The sequence below is a fragment of the Ruegeria sp. AO1 genome (assembly GCF_056535985.1).
Map to the genome: position 1 here is coordinate 49765 of NZ_JBQFJC010000002.1, position 24593 is coordinate 74357.

The following is a 24593-nucleotide window of genomic DNA, read 5'->3' on the forward strand; positions in this document are numbered from 1 at the left end:
AACGACCAACTGTGGAGGAGAAAACATGTTTTCACGTCGTTTCATTCTGGGGGCGCTGAGTGCCGCTACCCTGGCAGGTCCCGCCTCGATGGCGGCTGCCGAAGAAATCTATATCCCGCTGGTGTCCAAAGGCTTCCAGCACCAGTTCTGGCAGGCGGTGAAGTCCGGCGCAGAGCAAGCAGCGGATGAGTTTGACGTCACCATCACCTTCGAAGGCCCGGACAACGAAACTATGGTGGACCGTCAGATCGACATGCTGGCAGCAGCCCTGGCCAATAATCCCAAAGCCATCGGCTTTGCCGCGCTGGACAGCCAAGCGGCGATCCCGCTGCTGAAACAGGCCAATGACAAAGGCATTCCAATCATCGCCTTTGACAGTGGCGTCGACAGCGACATCCCGCTTTCGACCGCAACCACGGACAACCTTGCAGCGGCCGGTCTGGCAGCGGACAAGATGGCCGAGAAGATTGGCGGCAAGGGTAAGGTTGCCGTTGTGGCGCATGACCAGACCAGCCGCACAGGGATCGACCGCCGCGACGGGTTCGTAAACCGCATCGCTGAGAAATATCCGGACATCGAAGTCGTCACGGTTCAATACGGTCAGGGCGATCACCTGAAATCGACCGAGGTGACCAAGGCAATCCTGACTGCAAACCCGGATCTGAATGGTATCTTCGGCACCAACGAAGGTTCAGCCATTGGTGTTGTGAATGGCGTTCAGGAACTCGGCACTGAAGGTCTGGTCATCATCGGCTACGACAGTGGCAAGGCGCAGAAAGACGCGATCAAAAGCGGTCTGATGGCTGGTGCGATCACGCAGAACCCCGTTGGTATCGGCTATGAAACCGTCAAAGCTGCCGTTTCGGCCCTGAACGGTGAAGAAGTACCGACCCTGATCGACACGGGCTTCTACTACTACGATGCCTCGAATATCGACGACCCGAAAATCTCGGCCGTTCTGTACGACTAAGACCATCCACTCACGAAAACCTGTACGGCCTGCCCTTACTGGGTGGGCCGGATGCCTTAGAGGTAGCTCGGGTCAACTAGTGGCCATGTGTCCTAGGCCTGGGGTGCAGGCCCGAGTGACTCGCGTATCTTTGTCGTGGCTTCGAGCTGTACACTTGACCCCGCATCCTCACCTTTGCGCAAAGCGACCAGCATACGAGCGGCGCCTTTGCCCATGTTTCGATGCGGAACATGAACAGTTGTCAGGGCCGGAGTTACGATCTCTGCTATTTCAATGTCATCAAACCCGGTGATGGAGACATCTCTCGGTACTTCGAGGCCCATCTTCCGGGCCTGCCTGAGAGCACCAGCGGCAAGAACATCGTTGCCGCAAAGGATTGCAGTCGGTCTCGGGTCCAATTCCATCGCCGCCTCAAGGGCGCGGGCTCCGTTGTCGATCGAGTAGGGCGTTTCGATCACGTGCAGGTTACCGGCATCAAGTTTCCGAGACAGCATCGCTTGTTCTACGCCCTCACAGCGCAACCGAGCTCTGTCGTTGCCGTCCCGCTCCGCAGTGACAAAGGCAATGGCGCGATGTCCCAAGTCGAGTACCTGCTCGGTCAGCGCCTGCATCGCGCTTCGGTTGTCGAACCCGATGGACAGTTGCGATTGGCTGGGATCATAAACCCAGGCGACCACACACGGGATCCGTTGTTTCTTAAGGAAATCGTAAACCTGTGGGGTCCGGTCAAAGCCAATCAGCAACAGCGCATCCGCACCGCGCGCCACGAGGCTGCGGATCTGCTCTTCTTCAAGCTCAGGGTTATATGAAGAGCTGGCGACGAGCAGGGTTATGCCATGCCTCTGAAGCTCTTCCTGAAAGGCTTGGAGGCCACGTGCGAAGATGGCGTTTTCCATCGTCGGGATAATTGCCCCAAAGGTTCTGGTGCGCTTGGCGGCAAGAGCCTGAGCCCCGAAATTCGGTGTATAGCCAAGTGTTTTGACCGCGCTGAGGACCCTCTCGCGCGTTTTCTCGGATACCATTTTGGGATTGTTGAGGCACCTCGAAACTGTGGCCGTTGAAACGCCTGCGCTTTGCGCAACGTCTTCCAGTGTCGGTGACGTCCGGCTTGGCTCGTCTGGAAATGGTGCCTTCGTCATCTACCTAAATACACTCGTGGCTTTGGCGCTCCATTTGCGCCCTTCGGAATGTGGGGTCAACTGGCGTGCCCGTTTAGATACAGTGTAAGCGCTTGCAATGCAAAATGTAAGCGCTTACAGTGGCTTCGAATCGGAGAGGAGGAGGTTTGGCAATGTTCATATTTGCGGCCATTGCGCTTTTTCTGGCGTTCCTGATCAACGTCGTCGCGGGCGCATTTGGCTACGGCCAATTCCTGGGCGACGTAGGAGAGATGGTGTTGCTGTTCGCGGCATCGCTCGCATTCGTTGTCGTCACGCTAAGGAAAGAGGCGGCCGCACAATCAAAAAAACAATAAATGACATGACCCATAGGGAGGAAAACATGGATCGTGAAAAGCAGGAATTGGCTTCGGCTTCACGCCGGAACTTCTTGAAGCTGGCAGGAAGCGGTAGCTTCACCGCAGCGTTGGTTGCAGGGGCTGCGGGGACCTTGTGGTCTACCGAGGCTGCGGCACAAACCGCCAAGGAAGAGCGTGAACGCGAGGAGGCAGCGGAATTCACGATGACCCTTGCGACAGCGTATGTCCTGGGTGCATCGCGCAGCTATCCGATCATGCAGCTGGACCTGAAGGAGAACATCCAGAACGCCACCAATGGCAAGGTCTATGTCAAGCTGGCACCGGGTGGTCAGCTGGGGGCCGGTGGCGCCCTGGTGCAAGCAGTGCAGGCTGGCACCATCCAATGTGCGCAGCATTCCCTGTCGAATTTCGCTCCCTATGCGAGCGCGGCTGACCTTATCAACATGCCCTATTTCTGCGGCTCGAACCAGCGCTTCACCAACCTAGTGACCTCGGATGCGTGGAAAGCCGAAGTACACCCCAAGATCGAAGCCGCAGGTTTCAAGGCGCTTTTCTACATCAATATCGACCCGCGCGTTGTGGCAGTGCGCAAGGGCGGCAACGCCGTGATCACGCCTGGCGACATGGCGGGGGTCAAGTTCCGCGTGCCCGGCTCAAAGATGCTGCAGCAATACTATCGCATGGTCGGCGCGAACCCGACGCCGGTGGCCTGGGGCGAAACGCCTTCGGCGATCAAGCAGGGCGTGGCAGATGCTCTGGATCCGTCGGTTGGCGCGCTCTTTGTGTTTGGCTTCAAGGACATCCTGAGCCATGTCACCTTTACCCAGGCAGTGCCGGACAGCCAGATTTACTCGATGAATCTGGAATGGTTCAACTCGCTACCCGCAGATGTGCAGGAAGGCATCGAGTTCGCGGGCGAACTGACCTCGCATCAGAATCTGGCCAAGGTTCCATCTGCACGCACCTACGCAATGGCGGAACTGCGCAAAGCAGGTGTTGAGTTCCACAGCCTCAGCGAGGATCAGCTGGCGGAATGGAAAGCCGCTGGTGGGTACCAACTGTCCGATTGGGACGAGTTCAAGGTCGAGCTGGCCGGTTCCATGGACAACTTTGCCAAGCTGGAAGAAGCGGCTGGCACGAAAGGGCGCTACTACGTCCACGATGCTTGATACGCCTCGTCGCGTTTCAGGGGCGGCATAGTTACTGGCCGCCCCACAAATCTGACGACAACTTGGAAATCCGGCTGCCGGCTGCCTTTGAGGTGCCGGTGAACGGGAGGATTGCATGCAAAGAATACTGCAAGAACTGAACCGGAATGCCGAGCGCTGGCTGCTGCTCGTGTTCTACACGATGCTGGTGGCGACGATGTTCATCGAAGTGCTTCGGCGCGAGCTGTTGTCCTATTCCTCGATCTGGGGCGAGGAAATCGTCCGGTACTCGTTCATCTACCTCGCCTGGATCGGCGCGGCCGCTGCGGTTCGTGAACGCGGCCATATCCGCATTGACGTGATCATGCATTACGTTAGCCCTCGGATTAAAGCGCTGCTGTATCTCTTCGGCGATTTTGTAATGGTAGCCGTGTCAATCGTGGCGCTCTACTACTCGTATGAAACAGTCCACGTTTCCGCAAAATTTGGATCTGTGACAGACGGTCTGCGCATCAGCCGCGTCTGGTTCCTGATGGCCGTTCCAATCGGTTTCGCACTGGTTCTGCTTCGCCTCTTCCAATCCATCCTCCGCGACATCGCGGACCTTCGTGCGGGTCGCCCCGTCTACGAAGGTGACAAACTGTTCGACTGAGGGGGCTGGACATGCTTTGGAACCAACTCGATCAATCCGTTGTCCTCGGCTGGGATTTTTATGGCCCGGTCATCCTGTTCGTCGTCCTTGTAGCGCTTGCCGTTCCCGTCTGGGCCGCCATCGGTTCGGCCGCGATCCTGATGCTTGTCTGGTCCGGGGCTCTGCCTTTGAGCCTCGTCGGGGAAAAGCTGTTCTCTGGCATAGACTTTTTCGCGCTGACGGCTGTGCCGCTGTTTATCTTAACGGGCGACGTCCTAGTCAGAACCGGGCTCAGTCGAAAATTTCTTGATGTGGCCGAGGCACTAACACAATTCGCCAAGGGTGGCTTTGGATCAGCCACGGTGCTTGTCTGCGGTATGTTCGCCGCGATTTCGGGCTCGGACGCCGCAGGGGCAGCAGCTGTTGGCCGCATGACGATCGACCGACTGGTCGAATCCGGCTACCCCCGGCCTTATGCCTGCGCTCTTGTTGCGGCTGGTGCCTGTACCGGTATCCTTATCCCGCCATCGATCGCCTATATCATCATCGGCCTTGTTTTGGGGATTTCTGCCTCGACACTGTTCCTGGCCGCTCTGATCCCCGGCATCGCGATCCTTCTGTCCATTCTTGCCACCAACATCATCATGAACCGCCTCAAGGGCTGGGAAGGTGGTGGCAACATCAGCATGGGCGAATACTTCTCGCGGCTAGGCAAAGCCCTGAAGTCCGGTTGGTATGCCTTTCTGGTGCCCGGCATCATCTTCTACGGCATCTTTTCAGGTCGTCTGACGCCGACCGAAGCAGGCGCTACAGCCGTGGTGGTGACGATCGTCATGGGGTTCATCCTGCGCACTCTGAGCCTGAGCGATTTTCCCGCGATGCTGGTCAGTTCAGCCAAGGTGAACGGGGTCATTCTGCCAATCATCGCCTTTTCGGCCCCCTTGGCCGAAGCACTGGCCATCATCGGTGTCCCGCAAGGCTTTGTGGCAGCCGCCACCTCGGTCAGTGACGAACCACTTGTCCTTATCCTGATGATGGTCGGCATCCTGATCGCAGCGGGCTGCGTGATGGAGACCACGCCGAACATCGTGATCCTCGCGCCGATCCTGAAGCCTCTGGCGGATGACATCGGCATGAACGAGATCCAGTTCTGCATCATGATGATCACAGCTTTGGGCGTTGGTTTTATCACGCCACCCTTGGGGCTGAACCTTTTCGTGGTCGCAGGAATAACGGGCGAGTCGATCCTGAAGATCGCTTATCGCGCCATTCCGTTCGTCCTGTTCATGCTGATCGTCACCCTGTTCATCGCTTACGTGCCGACGATCTCGACCGTTCTTCTGCCAGATATTTACAAATAGGAAGCAATCAATGCCGAGAGAATATCTCAAAAAAGCGACGCTGACCTCGAAAAGCGATGCTTCGGAAACCAAGAAAATCGTCCGCGACATTCTTGATGAAATTGAGGCCGGCGGGGATGAGGCAGCCATGGCCTACGCCCGGAAGTTCGACAATTACGATGGCGAAATTCTGTTGTCGCCTGAGGCCATTGAGGCTGCGTCGGCCCTCGTGCCCGAGAAGCTGAAGCAGGACATCCAGTTCAGCCATGCCAACGTCAAGAAGTTCGCCGAGGCGCAATTGGGCACGGTCAAAGACTTTGAAACTGAGGTCGTTCCTGGCTTTATCGCGGGGCAGAAGGCAATCCCGGTGGATGCTGCAGGCTGCTATGTGCCCGGCGGGCGGTATAGCCATATCGCAAGCGCGATCATGACTGTCACCACGGCGAAAGTTGCCGGTTGTAAGCACATCGTCGCGTGTTCTCCACCACGTCCCGACGTGGGTATTGCGCCTGCTATCATCTATGCGGCGCATATCTGTGGTGCAGATAAAATCCTGGCCATGGGCGGTGTTCAGGGCGTTGCAGCGATGACGTTTGGCCTGTTTGGCTTGCCCAAGGCCAATATTCTCGTGGGCCCGGGGAACCAATTCGTGGCTGAAGCGAAGCGGATGCTGTTTGGCCGTGTCGGCATCGACATGATTGCTGGCCCGACCGACAGCCTGATACTGGCCGACAAAACAGCGGATCCGATGGTGGTTGCAGCCGATCTCGTGGGTCAGGCTGAGCATGGCTATAACTCACCGGTTTGGCTGGTCACCGATGACCGCGCGCTGGCTGAAGAAGTCATGCGGCTGGTGCCAGAGCTGATTGCCGATCTGCCAGAAGTGAACCGCGACAATGCCACCGCCGCCTGGCGCGATTACGCAGAGGTCATCCTTTGCGCGGATCGTGAGGAAATGGCCGCAACTTCCGATGCTTATGCACCCGAACACCTGACGGTTCAGGCGGAAGATCTGGAGTGGTGGTTGGATCGCCTCAGCTGCTATGGCTCGCTGTTCTTGGGCGAAGAAACCACCGTGGCCTTTGGCGACAAGGCGGCCGGTACGAACCACGTCCTGCCGACCTCTGGGGCGGCCAGCTACACAGGTGGCCTGAGTGTGCACAAGTACATGAAAATCGTGACTTGGCAGCGCGCGACCCGTGAAGGTGCCAAGCCCGTCGCTGAAGCGACCGCACGAATTGCGCGCCTCGAGGGCATGGAAGGCCACGCTCGCACGGCTGACATACGCCTGAAGAAGTACTTCCCAGACGAAGAATTCAACCTGACGGCGCAAGGCTAGAACACTTGTCTTCCTCTCGATTATTCAGCGTTGACGGCCGCGTGGCCGTTGTGACCGGGGCCAGCTCTGGCCTCGGACAACAAGCGGCAACGATCTTGGCAAACTCTGGCGCAAAGGTGGTGGGCGTTGCCCGCCGCGCCGACGCCTTGGCAAGCTGGGCCGATGAGATGGGCGGAAACGTTGCCGTCGTCGCGGGCGATGTGGCCGATCTTGAAAACCAACCGGAGCTGGTGCACGAAATAGCTGCTCCGTTCGGCGCGCCGGATATTCTTGTTCATGCTGCGGGCCTCAACCCCAGACTGCCAGCCGAGGACCTGTCACCAGATATTTGGAACGCGACCCTCGCGGTCAACTTGTCTGCCCCCTTTTTCCTGAGCCAGGCTTTTGTTCCGGCCATGAAGGAAAAAGGCTGGGGGCGGATCGTCAACTTTGCCTCGCTACAATCCTTCCGCGCCTTTCCAAACGGACTTCCCTACGGCGCTTCAAAGGGTGGCGTGGCCCAGATGACCCGCGCCATGGCCGAGGCGTGGTCGTCCGCGGGGATCAACACAAATGCGATTGGCCCGGGCTTTTTTGAGACCGAACTGACTGCGGCGGTCTTTGCTGATCCCGAACGCGCCGAACGTAACGCAGCTCAAACTTGCATTGGCCGCAACGGGGCGCTCGGAGATCTCGATGGGCCTCTGCTCTTTCTGTGTTCAGAAGCCTCTCGCTACGTGACCGGTCAAATCCTGATGCTGGATGGAGGGTTCACCGCCAAATGAAAGCTCTTGTTTATACAGACGTTAAAGCCCTGTCTTACGAAGAGACCAGGGACCCAACCCCACAGTTGGGCGAGGCGCTGATCCGGGTGGAAAGCGTGGGTATCTGTGGCTCGGACATGCATGCCTATCTGGGTCACGACAACCGCCGCCCAGCCCCTCTTATCCTTGGGCACGAGGCGGCTGGCACCATCGTTGACGGACCCCGCGCAGGTGAGCGTGTGACGATCAACCCTCTGGTCAATTGCGGTGCCTGTCCGGCCTGTGTTTCCGGACGTGAAAACCTGTGTCCGACGCGGCAGATCATCTCGATGCCGCCGCGCGAGGGCGCTTTCGCCGAGCTTGTGCGGATCCCCGAAGCCAATCTGGTCACTGTTCCTGATGATGTGTCGCTGGCCAAAGCAGCACTTGCCGAACCCATCGCGGTCGGCTGGCATGCGGCCCGGCTTGGCGTTGAGGCGCTGCATCCATCGGAACCGCGCCAAGCGCTTGTCATTGGTGGCGGCGCAATTGGAGTGGCCGCCGCTTTGTCACTGCAAGCGATGGACTTTGAGGAAGTTGTAATCGTCGAGAGAAATGACATCCGCCGAGAATACCTCTCCGCCACCTGCGGAATGCAGGTCGCCAAGGAGGTTCAGGGCGAATTCCCTGTTGTTGTCGACGCTGTTGGATTTGCGGCAACAAGGGCAGCTGCTTCTGCAGCTGCCAAGCCCGGAGGTGTGGTTCTGCATATCGGCTTGGGTGAAGACACAGGCGGTCTGGATGTACGTCGCATGACGCTGCAGGAAATCACCTTCATTGGCACCTACACCTATACCGCAAAGGATTTCCGCGACACCGCCGCCGCCATGTTCGAGGGCAGGCTGGGCGCGCTGGATTGGGTAGAAAGCCGCCCGTTGTCAGATGGCGCGCATGCCTTCGAGGACATTCTAGCAGGGCGCGTCGCGGCCCCGAAAATCATTCTAAAACCTGACGCCTGAGGAGACTACAAATGGCTGAAATCCCCCACTTGCTCGTCCACGAACATGCCGACAATGTCGGTGTTGTCGTGGTCGAGGGCCTGACGGCCGGCACCGATATGCTGGTCTGCGTAACCCATGACAATTCGACCTTCCGCCTGACATCGGGCGCTGATGTGCCGATCGGCCACAAGATCGCGCTGAAAGACTTCAAGGACGGTGATACCGCGATCAAATACGGCGAGGACATCGGCAAGATCATTGCGGACATTCCCAAGGGTGGCCACGTCCACACCCACAACTGCAAAACGAAGCGCTGGTAAGGAGCCCTCTTCATGGCACTCGATTATAAAAATATGTCTGTGCATGCTTACCGTCGTGAGAATGGCCGTGTCGGCGTTCGAAACCACGTGGTTATCCTACCGGTCGACGATATCTCGAACGCGGCGTGCGAAGCCGTTGCCAATAACGTCAAAGGCACACTGGCCATCCCGCATGCTTATGGCCGCCTGCAGTTTGGCGCGGATCTGGAACTGCACTTCCGGACCATGATTGGAACAGGGGCGAACCCCAATGTAGCCGCTGTTGTCGTTATCGGCATTGAGCCCGGTTGGACCAAACGGATTGCCGATGGCATTCGCGAAACTGGCAAACCGGTCGCTGAATTCTCGATCGAGCAGAAAGGGGACTTTGAAACCATCCGTCAGGCCAGCTGGGCCGCGAAGGAATTCGTGCATCTGACCTCGGAATACCAGCGCGAAGAGTGCGCGCTGAACGAGCTTTGGATCTCGACCAAATGTGGTGAATCCGACACCACCACCGGTCTGGGGTCCTGCCCGACGGTTGGCAATATGTACGACAAGCTGCTACCCGAAGGCATCACCGGCTTTTTTGGCGAGACTTCGGAAATCACTGGCGCTGAGCACATCTGCCAGAAACGCGCGATCAACGAAGAAGTGGGCGAGCGATGGTACAAGATGTGGAAAGCCTATCAGGACGACGTGATCTTTGCGCATCAGACCGATGACCTTTCGGACTCCCAGCCGACCAAAGGCAACATCGAAGGCGGTTTGACCACGATTGAGGAAAAAGCCTTGGGCAACCTCGAGAAGATCGGTCGGACCTCGCAATATATCGACATCCTCGATGCCGCCGAAGCGCCAAGCTCGGGCGCGGGGCTGTACTTCATGGACAGTTCTTCGGCTGCGGCGGAATGTGTGACCCTGATGGCAGCCGGTGGCGCAGTCATCCACACCTTCCCTACGGGTCAAGGCAATGTGGTGGGCAACCCGATTGTTCCGGTTATCAAGATCACCGCGAACCCTCGGACCGTGCGCACGATGGGCGAGCACGTGGACGTCGACGTTTCGGGTATCCTGCGCCGGGAACAGACCATTGACGAAGCGGGCGATGCCTTGATCGACATGATCCGCCGCACAGCCAACGGCCGCAACACAGCCGCCGAAGCGCTTGGCCATCGCGAATTCTCGATGACCAAGCTCTATCGCAGCGCCTAGATCTGGCAGGGGCGGCGCAAAGGTACCGCCCCACCCAAAGATAAAACCATGGCACATATGGAAAACATCAGCCTTTCCGAGGCAAAAGCCCTGGTTTCGGGTGCATTAATGGCTCAGGGGGTTTCTAAGGAACACTCTGAGTCCGTCGCCAATGCGCTGGTGGCGGCAGAAGCAGAAGGCCAAGCAGGTCACGGTTTTTCGCGCCTTGGGGACTATGTCGCGCAGGTGCGAAGCGGAAAGATAAACCGGGACGCAAGCATTGCTTCTCGCTTGACCAGTCAAACCGCGATCTCCACTGACGCCGATTTCGGGTTTGCGTACTCGGCGCTGGATCACGCCATTTCGCAAGGCATCAGCGTGGCGCGCTCATACGGCACTGCAACGATGTCGATCAAAAACTCACATCACGCGGGGGCGTTGTCGGTGCAGATCGAAAAGCTCGCCGCAGAGGGCCTTGTAGGCTTGATGTTTGCCAATGCCCCTCCAGCAATTGCCCCTTGGGGCGCCGCGAGCCCGGTTTTTGGCACCAACCCCATCGCCTTTGCAGCCCCGCGACGCGACGCGCGGCCACTGGTAATTGACTTGGCGCTTTCGCATGTTGCGCGCGGCAAGGTCATGCATGCTAAAAAGACAGGCCAGCCCATCCCTCCGGACTGGGCCTTTGACAAAGACGGCAAGCCCACAACCGACCCAGCCGCCGCATTGGCTGGTTCCATGGCCCCCGCCGGAGGGGCAAAAGGAACCGTCCTCGCCTTGATGGTCGAGGTTCCCGCGTCGGTTTTCACCGGTGCGAACCCCAGCTTGGGCGTGGCTTCGTTTTTTAACGCAGAGGGGCCTTCTCCGGGGTCTGGACAGTTCCTTATTGCCATGAGCCCAAGCAATCTGGTCGCCTTCACTGATCGTCTCGAATTGGTGCTGACGGCCATCGAAAGCCTCGAGGGCGCACGGCTTCCGGGGGATCGGCGGGCAAACTCGATCAGCCGCGCGCAGGCGCATGGCATAGCGGTTCCCAGTCAATATCTTGATCTGGCTCGCGAACTCGCACGCGCAAATGTCTGAGGCCGCCAAGATGATCGTTTCCCGCGGCACGGCCGCCACAAACGCCCCCTAAATCGACAAAGGAACTGACTATGTACAAGCACATTCTCATCCCGGTCGCTCTGGACCACGAAGGCGTTGTCGCCAACAAAATCGCCGCCGGGCGGCGTCTGCTTGCCGAAGACGGCCGGATGACCTTACTGACAGTGCTGGAAGACATACCCGGTTTCGTCGCCGAATTCGTGGAGTCGAAACCCGAGAACCACCTGACAGCGCGTATCAAGGACGAACTGGATCGCCTTGCGAGCGGCGCGGACGACATCTCGACCGAAGTCATCACCGGCAAACCGGGCCTGAAAGTGGCGGAATATGCCCGTGAAAACCATGTTGATTTGGTTATAGTCGGATCTCACAAACCCGGCGTTCGGGACTATCTTCTGGGCTCGACGGCGTCGCGTATTTCACGCCGCGCGCCGTGTTCCGTCTTTATCCTTCGATGAGGGGTAAGGGGTCTCAGACCCTCAAAAGACCCGGTACTGGCCGCCCGGAAAAAGAGACGCGGCTGCTGCTTGGCCAGAGCGACGGAACAAACCTGAGCGAGCAGCCCTATGATCGACGCCGTTTGTCTTATGCGTCCACATTCAGCAACCCGGTTCAGCGAAGGGCGATTAAAGCGATCGAGCTTGCGACAAGCAAATTCCATTTGTTGCGTCGCATCCGAAAATTCGAGGCAATGGGCGTACCCTCTGGGCAACCCTTCTGGGGGCAGGCCCTCAAGGTGATGGGCATCGCGCTGCAAACGCCCGATGAAGAAATTCGTCAAATCCCGAGCAAAGGGCCCGTAGTGGTTGTCGCCAATCACCCGCACGGACTTGTCGACGGCATGATCCTGGCGGAACTGATCGGTCAGGTCCGAACCGACTTTAAAATTCTAACGCGGTCCCTGCTGACGGGTGTCGTTGAGATTGACCAGTTCATGATCCCGGTCCCCTTCGATCATGAACCCGACGCTCTTGAAAAGAGCTTGGAGATGCGCCGAAAAGCAATGGAGCATCTTGCGAACGGAGGGTTGATCGCACTATTCCCTTCCGGGGTTGTTGCCTCGTCGGACAGTTGGTGGGGGCCTGCAGTCGAACGCGAATGGAATCCCTTTACAGCCAAGTTGATCCGGCGCTCTGGGGCAACAGTTGTCCCCATCCGCTTTCCAGGACGCAACAGTCGCGCATATCAAATCGCCAGCAATGTCTCCGCCACGCTGCGCCAAGGGTTGCTTTTGTACGAGGTGCGGCATGCCTTGGATAAACCCCAGCGCCCGATCGTCGGTGACCCTATTGAGAGAGACGAGATTGAAAAACGGGCAAACAATCCTCGGGAACTACTCGAGTTTCTAAGACGGCGCACTGTCTCTTTGACCAGTCGGCGTTGATCTCCCTTAGGGCCAATCAAAAAGAGAGCGTTTTGGGCAAGCGAGACTGTTTTGTGCCTAAAACTACTGCTTATTGCGCCCTTCAGAAAACGTTTGGTTCACGGGGCTTGGACGACATGCAGTTTGTTTCACATCGCGGTCTGCGCTTGCGCTGCAAACGAAACCTCTAGTACCAAGCAAACAGACTCCGCAGACCATTTTGGTTTTTGTTTGTGGTGTTAAAAACGAGTCGACTTGCAGTTGAACAGACCGCTACCAATGCTAGAGAACTAGGTCATTTCTAGAAAAGTTTGAGTACTCGGTTTTGGCTGATGGCGCTTGTTGGTGTCACGCAAAGAATGAACGTCAAAAAACTGCTTTTCTTTTGCTTCATGAATGCTTGCGGTTTCAAAAGACACCAAAACTGGTCAAACCGATGCTTTTCCTATTGGCCTGAACGTAGGTTCTCATTCCAACTCATCTGGGATGGCGCCCGTCATGCGCCTTGGTGATCATGCAAATTCTATGTTAGTGAAAGGCGCGCTCTGGTTCTTGAAGTGCAAATCAAATTAGAACGAAGATTCCAACAAAGGGAGAAATTAAATGTTTGAAAATAAAAGAACTGTTCGTGCGCCTGATGGCCGTTTGATCACCATCGATCAATCCGGAGTTTTTGCTCAGCCCGGTACCAATTCTGCACATCGCCAATCTGCGATCACTACCGGAGAAGTATGCCACGGTGACCCTTCGCAGGTCGGCGCCAAGATTGACCCCGGTCAGCATGGAGCTAAAATTGACCCGTCTCAGCTAGGTGCAAAGATTGATCCGGGCCAAATCGGGGCCAAGATCGATCCAGGCCAAATTGGCGCCAAGATTGACCCCGGCCAGCACGGAGCCAAAATTGACCCATCTCAGCTGGGAGCAAAGATTGATCCGGCCCAATTCGGGGCGAAAATTCAACCAACTGCTTAAAACCAGCCCAAGCAACGAATATGAATGTTGGCTCAAGCCTTTGAGCCAACATTCGTGTCGCGCAGTATGAATCGTCATTGCGCGCACTGATAGGTTGTTCCCAGTCGCGTGAGAACTTGGTTTGAAACAATATTTTGATGGGACACATCGCATTCGCTCGCCCAAGCAGACGGTTGAGCTATTGCGGGACCTGTTTCCGGTTTTTGGCATTACGCGTATAGCGGATGTCACGGGGCTTGATCGTGTTGGGCTACCGACAACCGTCGTATGCAGGCCAAACTCGCGATCAATGGCCATTTCTCAAGGGAAGGGCGTGACAAATGACGCTGCGGTCGCTTCTGCCGTGATGGAGTCCATCGAGATTTTCCACGCGGAACGCATTGTGGCTCCGGTCATACTCGCGAGCCTTGAAGATATCAGATACACACACAACGTTTTGCCAGTTGATCAGTTGCCGCTGAGCAATGAGTTGGAGTTTGATCCTTTCGCGCCGAACCTCTGGATTGAAATGCAACTATTGACGGGTTCCGGAAATGTGTGGGTTCCCTACGAATTGGTTCACACAAACTACACACGCCCTCTGCCACCCGGGAGCGGGTTCTTCCTATCGAGTTCGAACGGTCTGGCCTCGGGGAACTCACTTTCCGAGGCAAAGATACACGGCTTGTGCGAGGTGATCGAACGGGATGCTGTTGCGCTATGGTCGCGTTTGCCGTGGCCGGAACGAGATGCACGTCGGATTGACCAACGGACTATAGAAGATCTCGGTTTGTGCCAGACCCTACGCAAGTTCAAAGACGCCGACATAAGTTTGGCGATTTGGGACGTGACGACGGAGATCGGCGTGCCCGCCTACTTGGTATGGGCATGTGAAAACGGAAAAGTGCCGGTACTTCTCTCGCGCCCATCTGTCGGCGCAGGGTGCCACCCGTGTCGGCAGATCGCACTCTCTCGCGCCCTTACAGAAGCTGCGCAGGAACGGCTGACATTGATCACAGGCGCGCGTGATGATCTGCACTCGGACTACTACTCTGAGATGAAGTTCCAAGAAACGATTGCCCGACCTGGATGCCTGAGTTTTGCCTCCAGACAGTCGTATGAAAGCAAGTCTCCCGAAGGAGATCTTGTTTGGCTCAAATCGCGATTGACTGCAGCTGGACTGGAAAGTGCCTGCTTCATCGACATTACAGCCGACTACGTCTCCGATCACATCGCAGTTGTACGGGTGCTCGTCCCCGGTCTGGAAGGGCCGCATGACGACCCGCGCTATACGCCAGGCTTACGTGCAAAAAACGCATCAGAGTTAATGCAATGACCGTTTTTGTTTTCTGCGGCCCCACCATTCACGAAAGTGAAGCCAAACAGATATTGGCGGCTGAGTATCTGCCGCCGGCGGCTCAGGGGGATGTATTGAATGCGGTGTCGCGAAAGCCACGCGCCATAGGAATAATTGACGGCTATTTTCAGTTCACACCGTCTGTGTTGCACAAGGAAATACTCTGGGCGCTTGACCAGGGTGTGCATGTATTCGGCAGCTCCAGCATGGGCGCGTTGCGGGCGGCGGAACTGCATAGTTTTGGTATGAAAGGGGTCGGTCGCATCTTTGAGGAATACCGCGACGGTCTATTGACGCGCGATGACGAGGTTGCCTTGAATCACGGGCCTGCCGAACTGAAATACCCGTCGCTGTCAGAGCCGCTTGTAAACATCAGAGCAACACTTGAAGTTGCTTCGGAAAATAAAGTTGTTTCCCAAGAAACGGCCGATAAGCTCCTGAATCTTATGGATCAAGAGTATTTCTCCAACCGCTCCTACAAACATATGCTGCACCTCGGCGAACAGCACTATGTGCAACCCGATGAATTGCTTCGGCTTGAACGATGGCTTGAGAACAATACGGTCAATCTGAAGAAAATTGATGCGATCGAAATGCTTAAGTCTATGAACGCATTTCTACGCGACACACCTGGTCCGTTCACTGCGCGCTTTCGGCTGGAACGAACGTCGATATTTGATCAGCTCACGTCATGATCGCCCGTCTCAAACCATCGCAACTCTACGCCAATGGTCCAGCTTACTTTGCGCTTGGCGTGTTTTTTATGTCTGCGATGGACGCGGTCGCCAAGGTGCTATCCGAGACGTATTCCGGTCTTCAGATCATCTTGTTTGAAAGCGCCTTTGGCCTTGTGTTTTTCCTTGTGTTCGTCGCGCCTCGAAACTGGAGATCATTGGCCTCACCAAGATGGCCACTATTGATGGCCAGGGGATTGCTGACCCTAGGCACAATGTACTTTTTCATTTCCGGCCTTCAAAATTTGCCGCTTGCCGAAGTGACCATGATTTTCATGGTCGCGCCTATCTTTTCGATGGTCTTGTCTTCACTTGTGTTTCGAGAACATCCCGGGCTTCCACAACTACTTGCTCTGGCTTCAGGCGCTATGGGCGCTTTACTTTTAATACGCCCGCCGGGCCTAGGTCTTAACTTGGCAGCCTTTTTTCCATTGGCGGCGGCGTTGTGTAGCGCACTCGGCTTAATCACGGCGCGTGCCCTTTCAAGACGGGATACACCGGAAGCAATCGCTGGATATGAGTATCTCATGGTCTTTGCCACAGCCGCTGTTTTGGTTCCCTATGGGAACTACACTCCAGGCTTTTCCGACCTCTGGCTCGTTAGTTTGTTGGGTGTTTGTGGCGCTTTGTGTGTGTGTTTCAGAACATCGGCATGTTCCTTCTCGCCGATTAGCAAACTGGCCTCGATTGAGTATTCCGGAATGCTCTGGGCGGTCTTCTTCGGGTATTTGATTTGGAATACCCTACCCGATTTGTGGGGCTGGATTGGCGCTGGTCTCATCACAGTTGGTGGTCTTTTGGCCAACAAAACCAAAGAGGACGCAACTCTTGTCTAGAGATACGAATTTTTGGCGAAAACAGCCTCTTCGCACATGGATCAGAACGGACATGGACTAGCTTGCTTGACCTTATCCCTTTGTGACAAGTGACTTGTAGGTCAGGCTTGCGACTTGCCCGTATAGAAATCGGTCAATTCTTCCGCCAGCGATTTGTAGAGTTGGTGCACGTCTTCGATTCCCGGAACTTCAAGCTGATCGATCCTTTCCAAAAATGGGCAGTTCACAACACTGATTGCCTGCCCTTCGTGGTCCAGCACAGGGTAGGCGAGGTTCGTCACCCCAACCGCTGTGGCTGATGGCATTTGCTCGTAACCCCACTCGCGTATGCGGGCGACATGTTCCTTGAATTCAACGACGTCCAATTCCGGCTCACCTTGCGCAAGCCTGTGATTGTCCAGCAGGTCGTCAAGGTCGGCGTCACTGCGAAATGCGGCAAGAACACGGCCGGTGCCGGTATTCCCAAGGCCAATCACGGTTCCGACGCGCAACGCCAAGCCCCAGTTCCCGGGCGAGGCGATCGAGGCGACAACAACTATGTCTCCATTGCTCTCCATACCCATATGGCAGGATTGCCAGGCCTTTCGCGTAGCGGCTCGCATTTTAGGTGTCGCCATCTCAAGCAACCGCTCGACTGGAGGATACCTTTGTGAAATCGCAAACATTTTCAGGCTGAGCGAATAGAGATCATCGTCAGACGACCGGATCACATAGCCGCGTCGCACCAGTGTGGACAACATCCGGTAAATCTCGCTCTGGGACCGGTCCAGAGCGCGCGCAATGTCACCTTGCGCCAGCCCGTCGGCATGCAGCGATAGAAACTCGATGATGTCCAAACCCTTCTCTAGGGCAGGGGCACGATATTTCTCTGAAGTTGCCGACACGTATTCCTCCCAATTCGCGCTTGTGGGCGAATGCGTGGGTAAAGTGACTTGAATGCGCAGTAGATGTCAATGTTGATTTATAAATGAATAACTGTTTTACATACGAACAACGGCGATGTGGGAGAGTCGCCAAAATAGAATCTAGGGATAAGCAAGTTATGAAATCGTCTTGTAAAATTAGTAACTTGCTTGAAATTTGCGCCATTCTGACCGCAGGTACAGCGCATGTCGAATCGAACTGGGGATCGTTCCCCAGAACTGCGGAAAATACACGACTTGGCGTATGATCACGGGGCTCGAAGATATCTCCGATGGTGAGATTTCCATCGGCAGCCGCGTGGTCAACGACCTGCCTCCGCGTGAAAGCAACAACTCGATGATGTTCCAGAACTGTGCGCTCTACCCGCATGTGACCATGCGCGAGAATCTGGGCTTCACGCTGCAGATCGCCAGGCGCCCCGAGGCTGAGATCACCAAGGTCGTGACCGAGGTCGCAGCGATCGCTGGGCCGGACGTATTGATGGACGACAAACCGGCAGAACTGTCCGGAGGTCAGCGCCGGCGCGTCGCCAATACCATCGTCTATGTGACCCACGATCAGGTCGAAGCGATGACGCTGGCTGACCGCATCGTTCTAAGGGATACGCTCACGGTTCCGGTCCCGGCCTCGACGCGCGACCATGTAAGCGCGGGACATGTGGTTCAATTCGGCCACCGCGCCGACAATCTCATGCAGGTCGGCCACGCGGTCGAGGAAAAGGGCGCTTTGGTCGATCTGGAGCTCCCGGTTGCACTGGAAGAACCGTTGGGAATCGAAACCTTTATGTTTGCCGATCTGGCGGGGGTCGAGGTTCAGGCCAAGATGTTCAACCCACGCCCGTTGCATCCCGGTGAGACGCTGCCGTTCCACCTTGTTCTAGACAAATGCCACGTCTTCGACGCGGGCACCGGCGAGGCACTGAGCAGGTAAGCAAACATGGCCACCATCACCCATATCGAATTGCGCATGATCGACTTGATCCCAAAGGTGAAACGGGTCGATGCAATCCAGTCCTTTGTTAGTCAGGAAACGCCCATTGTTACCTTGACCGACAGCGACGGGGCACAGGGCGTGGGCTATTGCTATACCAACGGTACCGGCGGCCCGTCGGTTATGGCGCTGTTTGAAAAAACGCTGGCGCCCGCTCTGATCGGGCGTGATGCGGACCGGATCGAAGGCATCTGGCGCGATCTGTTGTTCCTGACACATGCGACGGCGGTGGGGGCGATTACGTCGCTTGCTTTGGCCGCGATTGATACCGCTCTTTGGGATTTGCGCTGCCGCAAACAAGGGCTGCCGCTGTGGAAAGCCGCGGGGGGATCGCGGGATCGCATCCCGCTCTATTCGACCGAGGGCGGTTGGCTGCATCTGGAGACACAGGCATTGGTCGATGACGCGCTGGCGATGCAGGGGCAGGGGTTCCGCGGCTCGAAAATCAAGATCGGGCGAGACCACCTGAGCGAGGATGCCGCCCGATTGGCCGCTGTGCGTGAAGCGGTTGGGCCGGGATATGAAATCCTAACCGATGGCAATCAGGGCTTTACCCTGTCCGAAGCGATCCGCCGAGCTCAGGTTTTGGAAGACTACAATATCGGCTGGTTCGAGGAGCCTTTGCCCGCGGATGACGTCGCAGGCCACGCCGAGCTGTCGCGCCGGACTTCGATGCCGATAGCCGTCGGCGAAAGCATGTACTCGCTGAGCCAGTTCAAAGAATATCTCCACGCGGGCGCGGCCAGTATTGTGCAGGTTGATGTAGCGCGGATCGGAGGCATTACCCCATGGCTGAAAGTGGCGCATCTGGCCGAGGCGTATAACGTCATGGTCTGCCCGCATTTTTTGATGGAACTGCACCTGCCACTGGTCTGCGCGGTGCCAAATGCAAAGTGGCTGGAATACATCCCACAGCTCGACAGCATTACGACGGACGCGATACGCATTGAGGATGGGCTTGCCTTTCCGTCAGATGCGCCCGGGCCTGGTATCGCGTGGGACTGGCAGGCAATCACTGCCCAGTCCACGCCGATTGAGATCAGGGGGGGCGCATGATGCAACGTATGGGCATGGTGATCGGGGCGAGGCCCGAAAAGCTAGGCGGATACAAACGTCTGCACGCTGCCTTCTGGCCGGATGCGCTGGCTCAGATCGTCAAAAGCAATATCCGCAACTACACGATCTTTTTGCGTGAAACCGAGAATCTGCTGTTTGGGTACTGGGATTATCGCGGCACCGATTTCGAAGGGGATATGGCCGAATAGCGCAAGACCCCAAAACGCAAGAATGGTGGAGTTTCACCGACCCTTGCCAAAACCCTCTGCCCAGCCGCGCCGAAGGTGAGCAATGGGCACCCATGATTGAAGTATTCCATACGGATTGAGGACGACATGACCAAACCACAGGGCCGTCTGGCCGGAAAGAAAGCACTGATAACTGCCGCGGGGCAAGGCATTGGCCGCGCCAGCGTCGAGAAATACGTGGCCGAAGGCGCGCAGGTGATTGCCTGCGATATCAATGATGCAACGCTTGCGGAACTGACTGCGATCGAGGGTGTCACGGCTCTGAAGCTGGACGTCACCGATGCGGACGCCGTGGCCGAGGTGGTTGCGACCGCCGGAGCGCTGGACGTTTTGTTCAACTGTGCAGGGTTCGTTGGCGCTGGTTCGATCCTTGAATGCGACGATGACCAGTGGGATTTCAGTTTTGATCTGAACGTCAAGGCGATGTACCGGCTAGCCAAGCTGGTTCTGCCCGGCATGTTGGAGAATGGCGGTGGCTCGATCATCAACATGTCCTCGGTCGCCTCGTCGATAAAAGGCGTGCCGAACCGTTTCTCGTATTGCGCGTCCAAAGCGGCCGTGATTGGCCTGACCAAGTCCATCGCCGCTGACTTCATCACGCAGAGCATCCGCTGCAACGCGATCTGCCCCGGCACCGTCGACAGCCCCAGTCTGCACGACCGCCTACGCGCGACCGGTGACTACCAGCAGGCGATGAAAGACTTCATCGCGCGCCAGCCCATGGGCCGTATCGGTCACGCAGATGAGGTTGCCGCCTTGGCCGTCTATCTGGGCAGCGATGAGACCGCGTTCACCACCGGACAGACCTTCGCCATCGATGGCGGCTGGACCGTTTGATCAGGGAGATTTGAGATGAAACTGCTGCGTTTCGGTCCGGTCGGACAAGAAAAACCCGGCCTTATGGATGAAAATGGCGTGATCCGCGATTTGTCGGGTGTCATCGACGATATAGCGGGCGACGCGTTGTCGGATGCCGGGCTTGATGCCTTGCGCGCGTTGGATGTGGATGCTCTGCCCGAGGTCGAAGGTACCCCGCGCATTGGGGCATGCGTCGGGCATGTAGGCAAGTTCATTTGCATCGGCCTGAACTACGCCGACCATGCAGCTGAATCTGGCATGGAGCTGCCACAAGAGCCAGTGATCTTCTTCAAGGCGACCTCGGCGATCATGGGGCCTGATGACACTGTGGAAATACCCCGAAACTCGGTCAAGACCGATTGGGAGGTCGAGCTGGGCGTCGTCATCGGCAAGCATACCAAATACGTATCCGTCAAGGACGCGCTGAACCACGTCGCGGGCTATTGCGTGGTCAACGATCTGTCCGAACGCGACTTTCAGCTGCACCGTTCGGGCCAGTGGGTCAAAGGCAAGTCCGCAGACACGTTTGGCCCCATCGGCCCATGGCTGGTGACACGGGACGAGGTACCGGACCCGCAGAACCTGCCGATGTATCTTGAGGTGAACGGGCATCGCTATCAGGAGGGCTCGACCAGAACGATGCATTTTGATGTTGCGACGGTGATCTCGCACCTGTCGCAGTTCATGTCATTGCAACCCGGCGATGTGATCTCAACCGGAACGCCTCCGGGCGTGGGTATGGGGCAGGACCCGCAAACCTATCTGAAACCCGGCGACCGGATGGAGTTGGGGATCGAAGGGTTGGGCGTTCAGCGCCAAACCGTTGAGGCCAGCAAATGACCCGGATAACCGGCATTCGGACCGAGGACCTGCGGTTCCCGACCTCGGCCAGTTTGGATGGGTCGGATGCGATGAACTCTGATCCCGACTACTCCGCCGCCTATGTAGTGCTGGAAACTGACGGCGCGCATGAGGGCCACGGACTGACCTTCACCATCGGGCGCGGCAATGAGATCTGCGTGGCCGCGATCGAAGCCCTCGGTGCGTTGGTCAAAGGGCTGGAGCTGGACTGGATCACCGAAGATATGGGTCGGTTCTGGCGTCATATCACCGGTGACAGCCAACTGCGTTGGATCGGTCCGGACAAGGGCGCAATCCACTTGGCGACTGGTGCGGTCGTGAACGCGGCTTGGGATCTATGGGCCAAAGAGGCGAGAAAACCCGTTTGGCAATTGGTCAGCGAGATGAGCCCCGAAGAAATCGTACGCCTGATCGACTTCCGATATCTGACCGATGCGATCACTCCGGATGAGGCGTTAGCGATGCTCCGCGCCGCTGACCCGGGCAAAGCGGAGCGCATCACTAAGCTAAAGACCGAGGGCTATCCCTGCTACACAACCTCGGCGGGCTGGCTGGGCTATCCCGACGACAAGCTGCGCCGTCTATGTCAGGAGGCCAAGGAGGCGGGCTTTACCCACACCAAGTTCAAAGTGGGCCGCGATCTGGATGACGACATTCGCCGCCTGACCATCGCCCGCGAAGTGCTGGGCGACGACATGAACATCATGATCGACGCCAATCAGGTGTGGGAGGTCGATCAGGCGATCGACTGGGTTAAGACGCTGTCTTTCGCGCGGCCCTTCTTCATCGAAGAACCCACCAGCCCCGACGACGTATTTGGCCACAAGGCGATCCGCGAAGGTGTCGCTCCGGTCAAGGTGGCGACGGGCGAGATGTGCCAGAACCGGATCATGTTCAAGCAGTTCATCAAGGAAGGCGCGATCGACATCGTTCAGATCGACAGCTGCCGGATGGGTGGGCTGAACGAGGTGCTCGCAGTCATGCTGATGGCGGCGAAATACGATCTGCCGGTTTGGCCCCATGCCGGAGGCGTGGGCCTGTGCGAATACGTCCAGCATATGTCGATGATCGACTATGTCGCGATCTCGGGCGAGAAGGACAGCAAGCGGATCGAGTATGTCGATCACCTGCATGAGCACTTTATCGACCCCTGCGTGGTGAAGAACGGCGCCTATATGGCGCCGACACGGCCCGGGTTCTCGATCGAGTTAAAACCCGACAGCATCAGAGATTTCCGGTTTCTGCCCCCAATGGCAGCGGAAAAAACCCCTGTTGCCTGACCCTAGTAGCCACAATGGTCGGGCTGCGCTTTGCCCACTCTGAAGAAGAAACAAAACGTTCTACTTTGGGAATACGGCCTTTGAGGCCGCCTGTTTGTTTTGCTTGCTGCAACCGAGGCTCTGGCGCAACGCCGGATTACTGCAAGAATCTTTGACCCGCTGTAAACCAACCATTCCACCGCCCAAGAACTAGTTTAAATACCCGAAGGATACCACTACGGAAGGGTGATTGACCGGTCATGGGGCTAAACCGAAACTTTTATAGCGAACTGGCCAAGACGCTTCGATGGACTTGCCTTAGTCGCCTCTAACGTATTTATCGCGCAGGGCTTTTGCGAACGTGGAACGAACTACAGTTAAACCCACGTTGCATTGCGTGATCAGGTAAAAGCATCTCTTCATGCGGCCACGAACATATCTTTGTACCGGTCACGCAGGATGTTTTTTTGAACCTTTCCCATGGTGTTACGGGGAAGTTCATCCATCAGAATCAACTTCCGGGGGTGTTTGAACCGCGCGAGGCTGTTGCACACAGCAGCCTGCATCTGTTCAAGGTTGGGCGTCTCGCCCGGTTCCGCGACAATCACACCAAGAACCGTTTCTCCGAAGTCTGGGTGGGGTACGCCAATGACGGCGCTTTCCAGCACGCCGGGTTGGTCATCGAGCACCAGTTCAATCTCCTTGGGGTAGATATTATAGCCACCTGAGATGATCAGGTCTTTGTTTCGGCCTACGATCTGGACATAGCCCTCTTCATCGATCCGGCCCAGATCGCCGGTGATGAAAAAGCCGTTCTCGCGTAGCTCGGCCGCGGTTTTTTCCGGCATTTGCCAATAGCCTTTGAATACGTTTGGTCCACGTACCTCGATCTCTCCAATCTCGCCCTGCGGAAGAGCGTTGCCATCAGAGTCGCAGATTTTCAGCTCAACCCCGGGCAGTGGCACGCCAACGGTGCCTGCGCGACGCTCCCCTTCATAGGGGTTTGACGTATTCATGTTGGTTTCGGTCATGCCGTAGCGTTCGAGTATGCGGTGTCCGGTGCGCTGTTCGAACTGCACATGCGTTTCCGCCAGCAAGGGCGCGGAACCGGAAACAAACAGGCGCATGTGTTCGGCCAGTTCGCTTGTGAACCGATCGTCATCCAACAGGCGGGTATAGAAAGTGGGTACGCCCATCATCGTCGTGGCCTGAGGCATCTGACGGATAATCTCATCCAGATCGAACTTAGGCATGAAAATGATGCTGCTGCCCGCAGCCAGGGACACATTGGTTGCCACAAACAGTCCGTGAGTGTGAAAGATCGGCAGCGCGTGCAGCAGCACATCGTCGGATGTGAAACGCCATTCTTCGACGAGCGTTTCGGCATTCGACAACAGGTTGTTCTGGGTCAACATCGCGCCTTTGGACCGGCCCGTGGTGCCCGATGTGTAGAGGAATGCCGCCAAATCCTCGCCGTCCCGATCGACTGTGTCGAAACTGATAGGCATAGCCGATGCCTTTTCCATCAGGCTACCGCTGCCATCCGCGTTCAGGGTCTCCACGCGCGCGCTCAGTTGCGCGCCAATGGGGGCAAGTTTCTCTTCACTTTTGGCGTCACAGACAATCAGCGAGGCACCGCTGTTTTCAATAAAGTAGGTCAGCTCATCGACGGTATAGGCGGTATTCAAGGGTAAAAACACCAGGCCGGCCTGCGCGCAGGCGGCATAGAGGGCCAGCGCTTCTGCTGATTTCTCGATCTGCGCCGCAACCCGGTCGCCGGGTTTTAGGCCTAACTGTGTGGTCAGGTGGGCGATCTGCGCTGCGGTGTTCAGAAAGTCCTGATGCGTTGTCACCGAACCGTCGAGCAGATGCAAAAAAGGTGTGTCCTTACCGGCGTGAGCGCCGAACAAACCGTCATAGAGAGGATTGGCCAT

At 56.8% G+C, this 24593-nt stretch carries 27 protein-coding genes; 24 read left to right on the forward strand and 3 right to left on the reverse strand.

Annotated features, from left to right (window positions below; genetic code table 11):
• The first annotated feature begins 25 nt into the window (after nucleotides 1–25).
• A complete protein-coding gene (locus tag ACR3FB_RS18325) occupies nucleotides 26–970 on the forward strand; it encodes an ABC transporter substrate-binding protein (protein WP_170689178.1) in 945 nt (314 codons plus the stop codon).
• A 92-nt stretch (nucleotides 971–1062) separates the two neighbouring features.
• Here ACR3FB_RS18325 and ACR3FB_RS18330 read toward each other — a convergent pair whose 3' ends face one another.
• Nucleotides 1063–2109: a LacI family DNA-binding transcriptional regulator gene (locus ACR3FB_RS18330; protein ID WP_425085735.1), complete on the reverse strand. Its 1047-nt coding sequence runs from the start codon at nucleotides 2107–2109 to the stop codon at nucleotides 1063–1065.
• A 152-nt stretch (nucleotides 2110–2261) separates the two neighbouring features.
• Between ACR3FB_RS18330 and ACR3FB_RS18335 the strand changes: the two genes are divergently transcribed.
• The 16 genes from ACR3FB_RS18335 to ACR3FB_RS18410 all read left to right on the forward strand — a co-directional run bounded on the left by ACR3FB_RS18335 (nucleotide 2262) and on the right by ACR3FB_RS18410 (nucleotide 16463).
• Nucleotides 2262–2444: a hypothetical protein gene (locus tag ACR3FB_RS18335; protein WP_170467628.1), complete on the forward strand. Its 183-nt coding sequence runs from the start codon at nucleotides 2262–2264 to the stop codon at nucleotides 2442–2444.
• Nucleotides 2445–2470: 26 nt separating this feature from the next.
• Nucleotides 2471–3616, forward strand: a complete 1146-nt coding sequence (locus ACR3FB_RS18340) for a TRAP transporter substrate-binding protein (protein ID WP_480566533.1) — start codon at nucleotides 2471–2473, stop codon at nucleotides 3614–3616.
• 115 nt (nucleotides 3617–3731) lie between these two features.
• Nucleotides 3732–4247 (forward strand): TRAP transporter small permease, encoded by a 516-nt coding sequence (locus tag ACR3FB_RS18345; protein ID WP_480566535.1) that lies wholly within the window; start codon nucleotides 3732–3734, stop codon nucleotides 4245–4247.
• An 11-nt stretch (nucleotides 4248–4258) separates the two neighbouring features.
• The gene (locus ACR3FB_RS18350) at nucleotides 4259–5587 is read left to right on the forward strand and encodes a TRAP transporter large permease (protein ID WP_170378176.1); all 1329 of its coding nucleotides are present in this window, start codon (nucleotides 4259–4261) and stop codon (nucleotides 5585–5587) included.
• A gap of 10 nt (nucleotides 5588–5597) precedes the next feature.
• A complete protein-coding gene (gene hisD, locus ACR3FB_RS18355) occupies nucleotides 5598–6905 on the forward strand; it encodes a histidinol dehydrogenase (protein WP_170549840.1) in 1308 nt (435 codons plus the stop codon).
• Nucleotides 6906–6946: 41 nt separating this feature from the next.
• A complete protein-coding gene (locus ACR3FB_RS18360; RefSeq protein ID WP_425085733.1) occupies nucleotides 6947–7669 on the forward strand; it encodes an SDR family NAD(P)-dependent oxidoreductase in 723 nt (240 codons plus the stop codon).
• Complete coding sequence (locus tag ACR3FB_RS18365) at nucleotides 7666–8646, forward strand: zinc-dependent alcohol dehydrogenase (RefSeq protein ID WP_480566538.1); 981 nt, start codon at nucleotides 7666–7668, stop codon at nucleotides 8644–8646. Before ACR3FB_RS18360 ends, ACR3FB_RS18365 begins: the two co-directional genes overlap by 4 nt.
• Nucleotides 8647–8657: 11 nt before the next feature.
• A complete protein-coding gene (locus ACR3FB_RS18370) occupies nucleotides 8658–8948 on the forward strand; it encodes a UxaA family hydrolase (protein WP_170378184.1) in 291 nt (96 codons plus the stop codon).
• Nucleotides 8949–8960: 12 nt separating this feature from the next.
• On the forward strand, nucleotides 8961–10142 hold the full coding sequence (locus ACR3FB_RS18375; protein ID WP_480566540.1) for a UxaA family hydrolase: 1182 nt from the start codon (nucleotides 8961–8963) through the stop codon (nucleotides 10140–10142).
• Between the two features lie 48 nt (nucleotides 10143–10190).
• Complete coding sequence (locus tag ACR3FB_RS18380; RefSeq protein ID WP_480566542.1) at nucleotides 10191–11201, forward strand: Ldh family oxidoreductase; 1011 nt, start codon at nucleotides 10191–10193, stop codon at nucleotides 11199–11201.
• Nucleotides 11202–11272: 71 nt separating this feature from the next.
• Nucleotides 11273–11680 (forward strand): universal stress protein, encoded by a 408-nt coding sequence (locus tag ACR3FB_RS18385; RefSeq protein ID WP_425085729.1) that lies wholly within the window; start codon nucleotides 11273–11275, stop codon nucleotides 11678–11680.
• Nucleotides 11677–12606, forward strand: a complete 930-nt coding sequence (locus ACR3FB_RS18390) for a lysophospholipid acyltransferase family protein (RefSeq protein ID WP_480566853.1) — start codon at nucleotides 11677–11679, stop codon at nucleotides 12604–12606. Before ACR3FB_RS18385 ends, ACR3FB_RS18390 begins: the two co-directional genes overlap by 4 nt.
• A 582-nt stretch (nucleotides 12607–13188) precedes the next feature.
• Nucleotides 13189–13557 carry a hypothetical protein gene (locus ACR3FB_RS18395; RefSeq protein ID WP_480566544.1) on the forward strand — a complete coding sequence of 123 codons (369 nt, stop codon included), beginning with the start codon at nucleotides 13189–13191 and terminating at the stop codon, nucleotides 13555–13557.
• Between the two features lie 121 nt (nucleotides 13558–13678).
• The gene (locus ACR3FB_RS18400) at nucleotides 13679–14872 is read left to right on the forward strand and encodes a YcaO-like family protein (RefSeq protein WP_480566546.1); all 1194 of its coding nucleotides are present in this window, start codon (nucleotides 13679–13681) and stop codon (nucleotides 14870–14872) included.
• Entirely contained in the window at nucleotides 14869–15588 is a 720-nt protein-coding gene (locus tag ACR3FB_RS18405; protein ID WP_480566548.1) for a TfuA-like protein, read from the forward strand. The genes ACR3FB_RS18400 and ACR3FB_RS18405 overlap by 4 nt, the downstream gene beginning before the upstream one ends.
• On the forward strand, nucleotides 15585–16463 hold the full coding sequence (locus ACR3FB_RS18410; protein ID WP_480566550.1) for a DMT family transporter: 879 nt from the start codon (nucleotides 15585–15587) through the stop codon (nucleotides 16461–16463). The genes ACR3FB_RS18405 and ACR3FB_RS18410 overlap by 4 nt, the downstream gene beginning before the upstream one ends.
• Before the next feature lie 101 nt (nucleotides 16464–16564).
• On the opposite strand, the gene ACR3FB_RS18415 is transcribed toward ACR3FB_RS18410, so the two are convergent.
• Nucleotides 16565–17347 (reverse strand): IclR family transcriptional regulator, encoded by a 783-nt coding sequence (locus ACR3FB_RS18415; protein ID WP_480566552.1) that lies wholly within the window; start codon nucleotides 17345–17347, stop codon nucleotides 16565–16567.
• A 196-nt stretch (nucleotides 17348–17543) separates the two neighbouring features.
• Here ACR3FB_RS18415 and ACR3FB_RS18420 point away from each other — a divergent pair, with 196 nt between their 5' ends.
• Genes ACR3FB_RS18420 through ACR3FB_RS18450 form a run of 7 tightly spaced genes read left to right on the forward strand, consistent with a single transcriptional unit; the run spans nucleotide 17544 to nucleotide 22680 of the window.
• A complete protein-coding gene (locus ACR3FB_RS18420; protein WP_480566554.1) occupies nucleotides 17544–18317 on the forward strand; it encodes an ATP-binding cassette domain-containing protein in 774 nt (257 codons plus the stop codon).
• 6 nt (nucleotides 18318–18323) lie between these two features.
• Entirely contained in the window at nucleotides 18324–19433 is a 1110-nt protein-coding gene (locus ACR3FB_RS18425) for a mandelate racemase/muconate lactonizing enzyme family protein (RefSeq protein ID WP_480566556.1), read from the forward strand.
• The gene (locus tag ACR3FB_RS18430) at nucleotides 19430–19642 is read left to right on the forward strand and encodes an L-rhamnose mutarotase (RefSeq protein WP_480566558.1); all 213 of its coding nucleotides are present in this window, start codon (nucleotides 19430–19432) and stop codon (nucleotides 19640–19642) included. The genes ACR3FB_RS18425 and ACR3FB_RS18430 overlap by 4 nt, the downstream gene beginning before the upstream one ends.
• Nucleotides 19639–19761 carry an L-rhamnose mutarotase gene (locus ACR3FB_RS18435; RefSeq protein WP_480566926.1) on the forward strand — a complete coding sequence of 41 codons (123 nt, stop codon included), beginning with the start codon at nucleotides 19639–19641 and terminating at the stop codon, nucleotides 19759–19761. The genes ACR3FB_RS18430 and ACR3FB_RS18435 overlap by 4 nt, the downstream gene beginning before the upstream one ends.
• A gap of 7 nt (nucleotides 19762–19768) precedes the next feature.
• Nucleotides 19769–20518, forward strand: a complete 750-nt coding sequence (locus ACR3FB_RS18440) for an SDR family oxidoreductase (protein ID WP_480566560.1) — start codon at nucleotides 19769–19771, stop codon at nucleotides 20516–20518.
• Nucleotides 20519–20533: 15 nt separating this feature from the next.
• The gene (locus ACR3FB_RS18445) at nucleotides 20534–21379 is read left to right on the forward strand and encodes a fumarylacetoacetate hydrolase family protein (protein ID WP_480566562.1); all 846 of its coding nucleotides are present in this window, start codon (nucleotides 20534–20536) and stop codon (nucleotides 21377–21379) included.
• Nucleotides 21376–22680, forward strand: coding sequence for an L-fuconate dehydratase (locus ACR3FB_RS18450; RefSeq protein ID WP_480566564.1), 1305 nt, complete (start codon nucleotides 21376–21378; stop codon nucleotides 22678–22680). The genes ACR3FB_RS18445 and ACR3FB_RS18450 overlap by 4 nt, the downstream gene beginning before the upstream one ends.
• A 398-nt stretch (nucleotides 22681–23078) precedes the next feature.
• Here ACR3FB_RS18450 and ACR3FB_RS18455 read toward each other — a convergent pair whose 3' ends face one another.
• Nucleotides 23079–24593, reverse strand: a complete 1515-nt coding sequence (locus ACR3FB_RS18455) for a malonate--CoA ligase (RefSeq protein ID WP_480566566.1) — start codon at nucleotides 24591–24593, stop codon at nucleotides 23079–23081.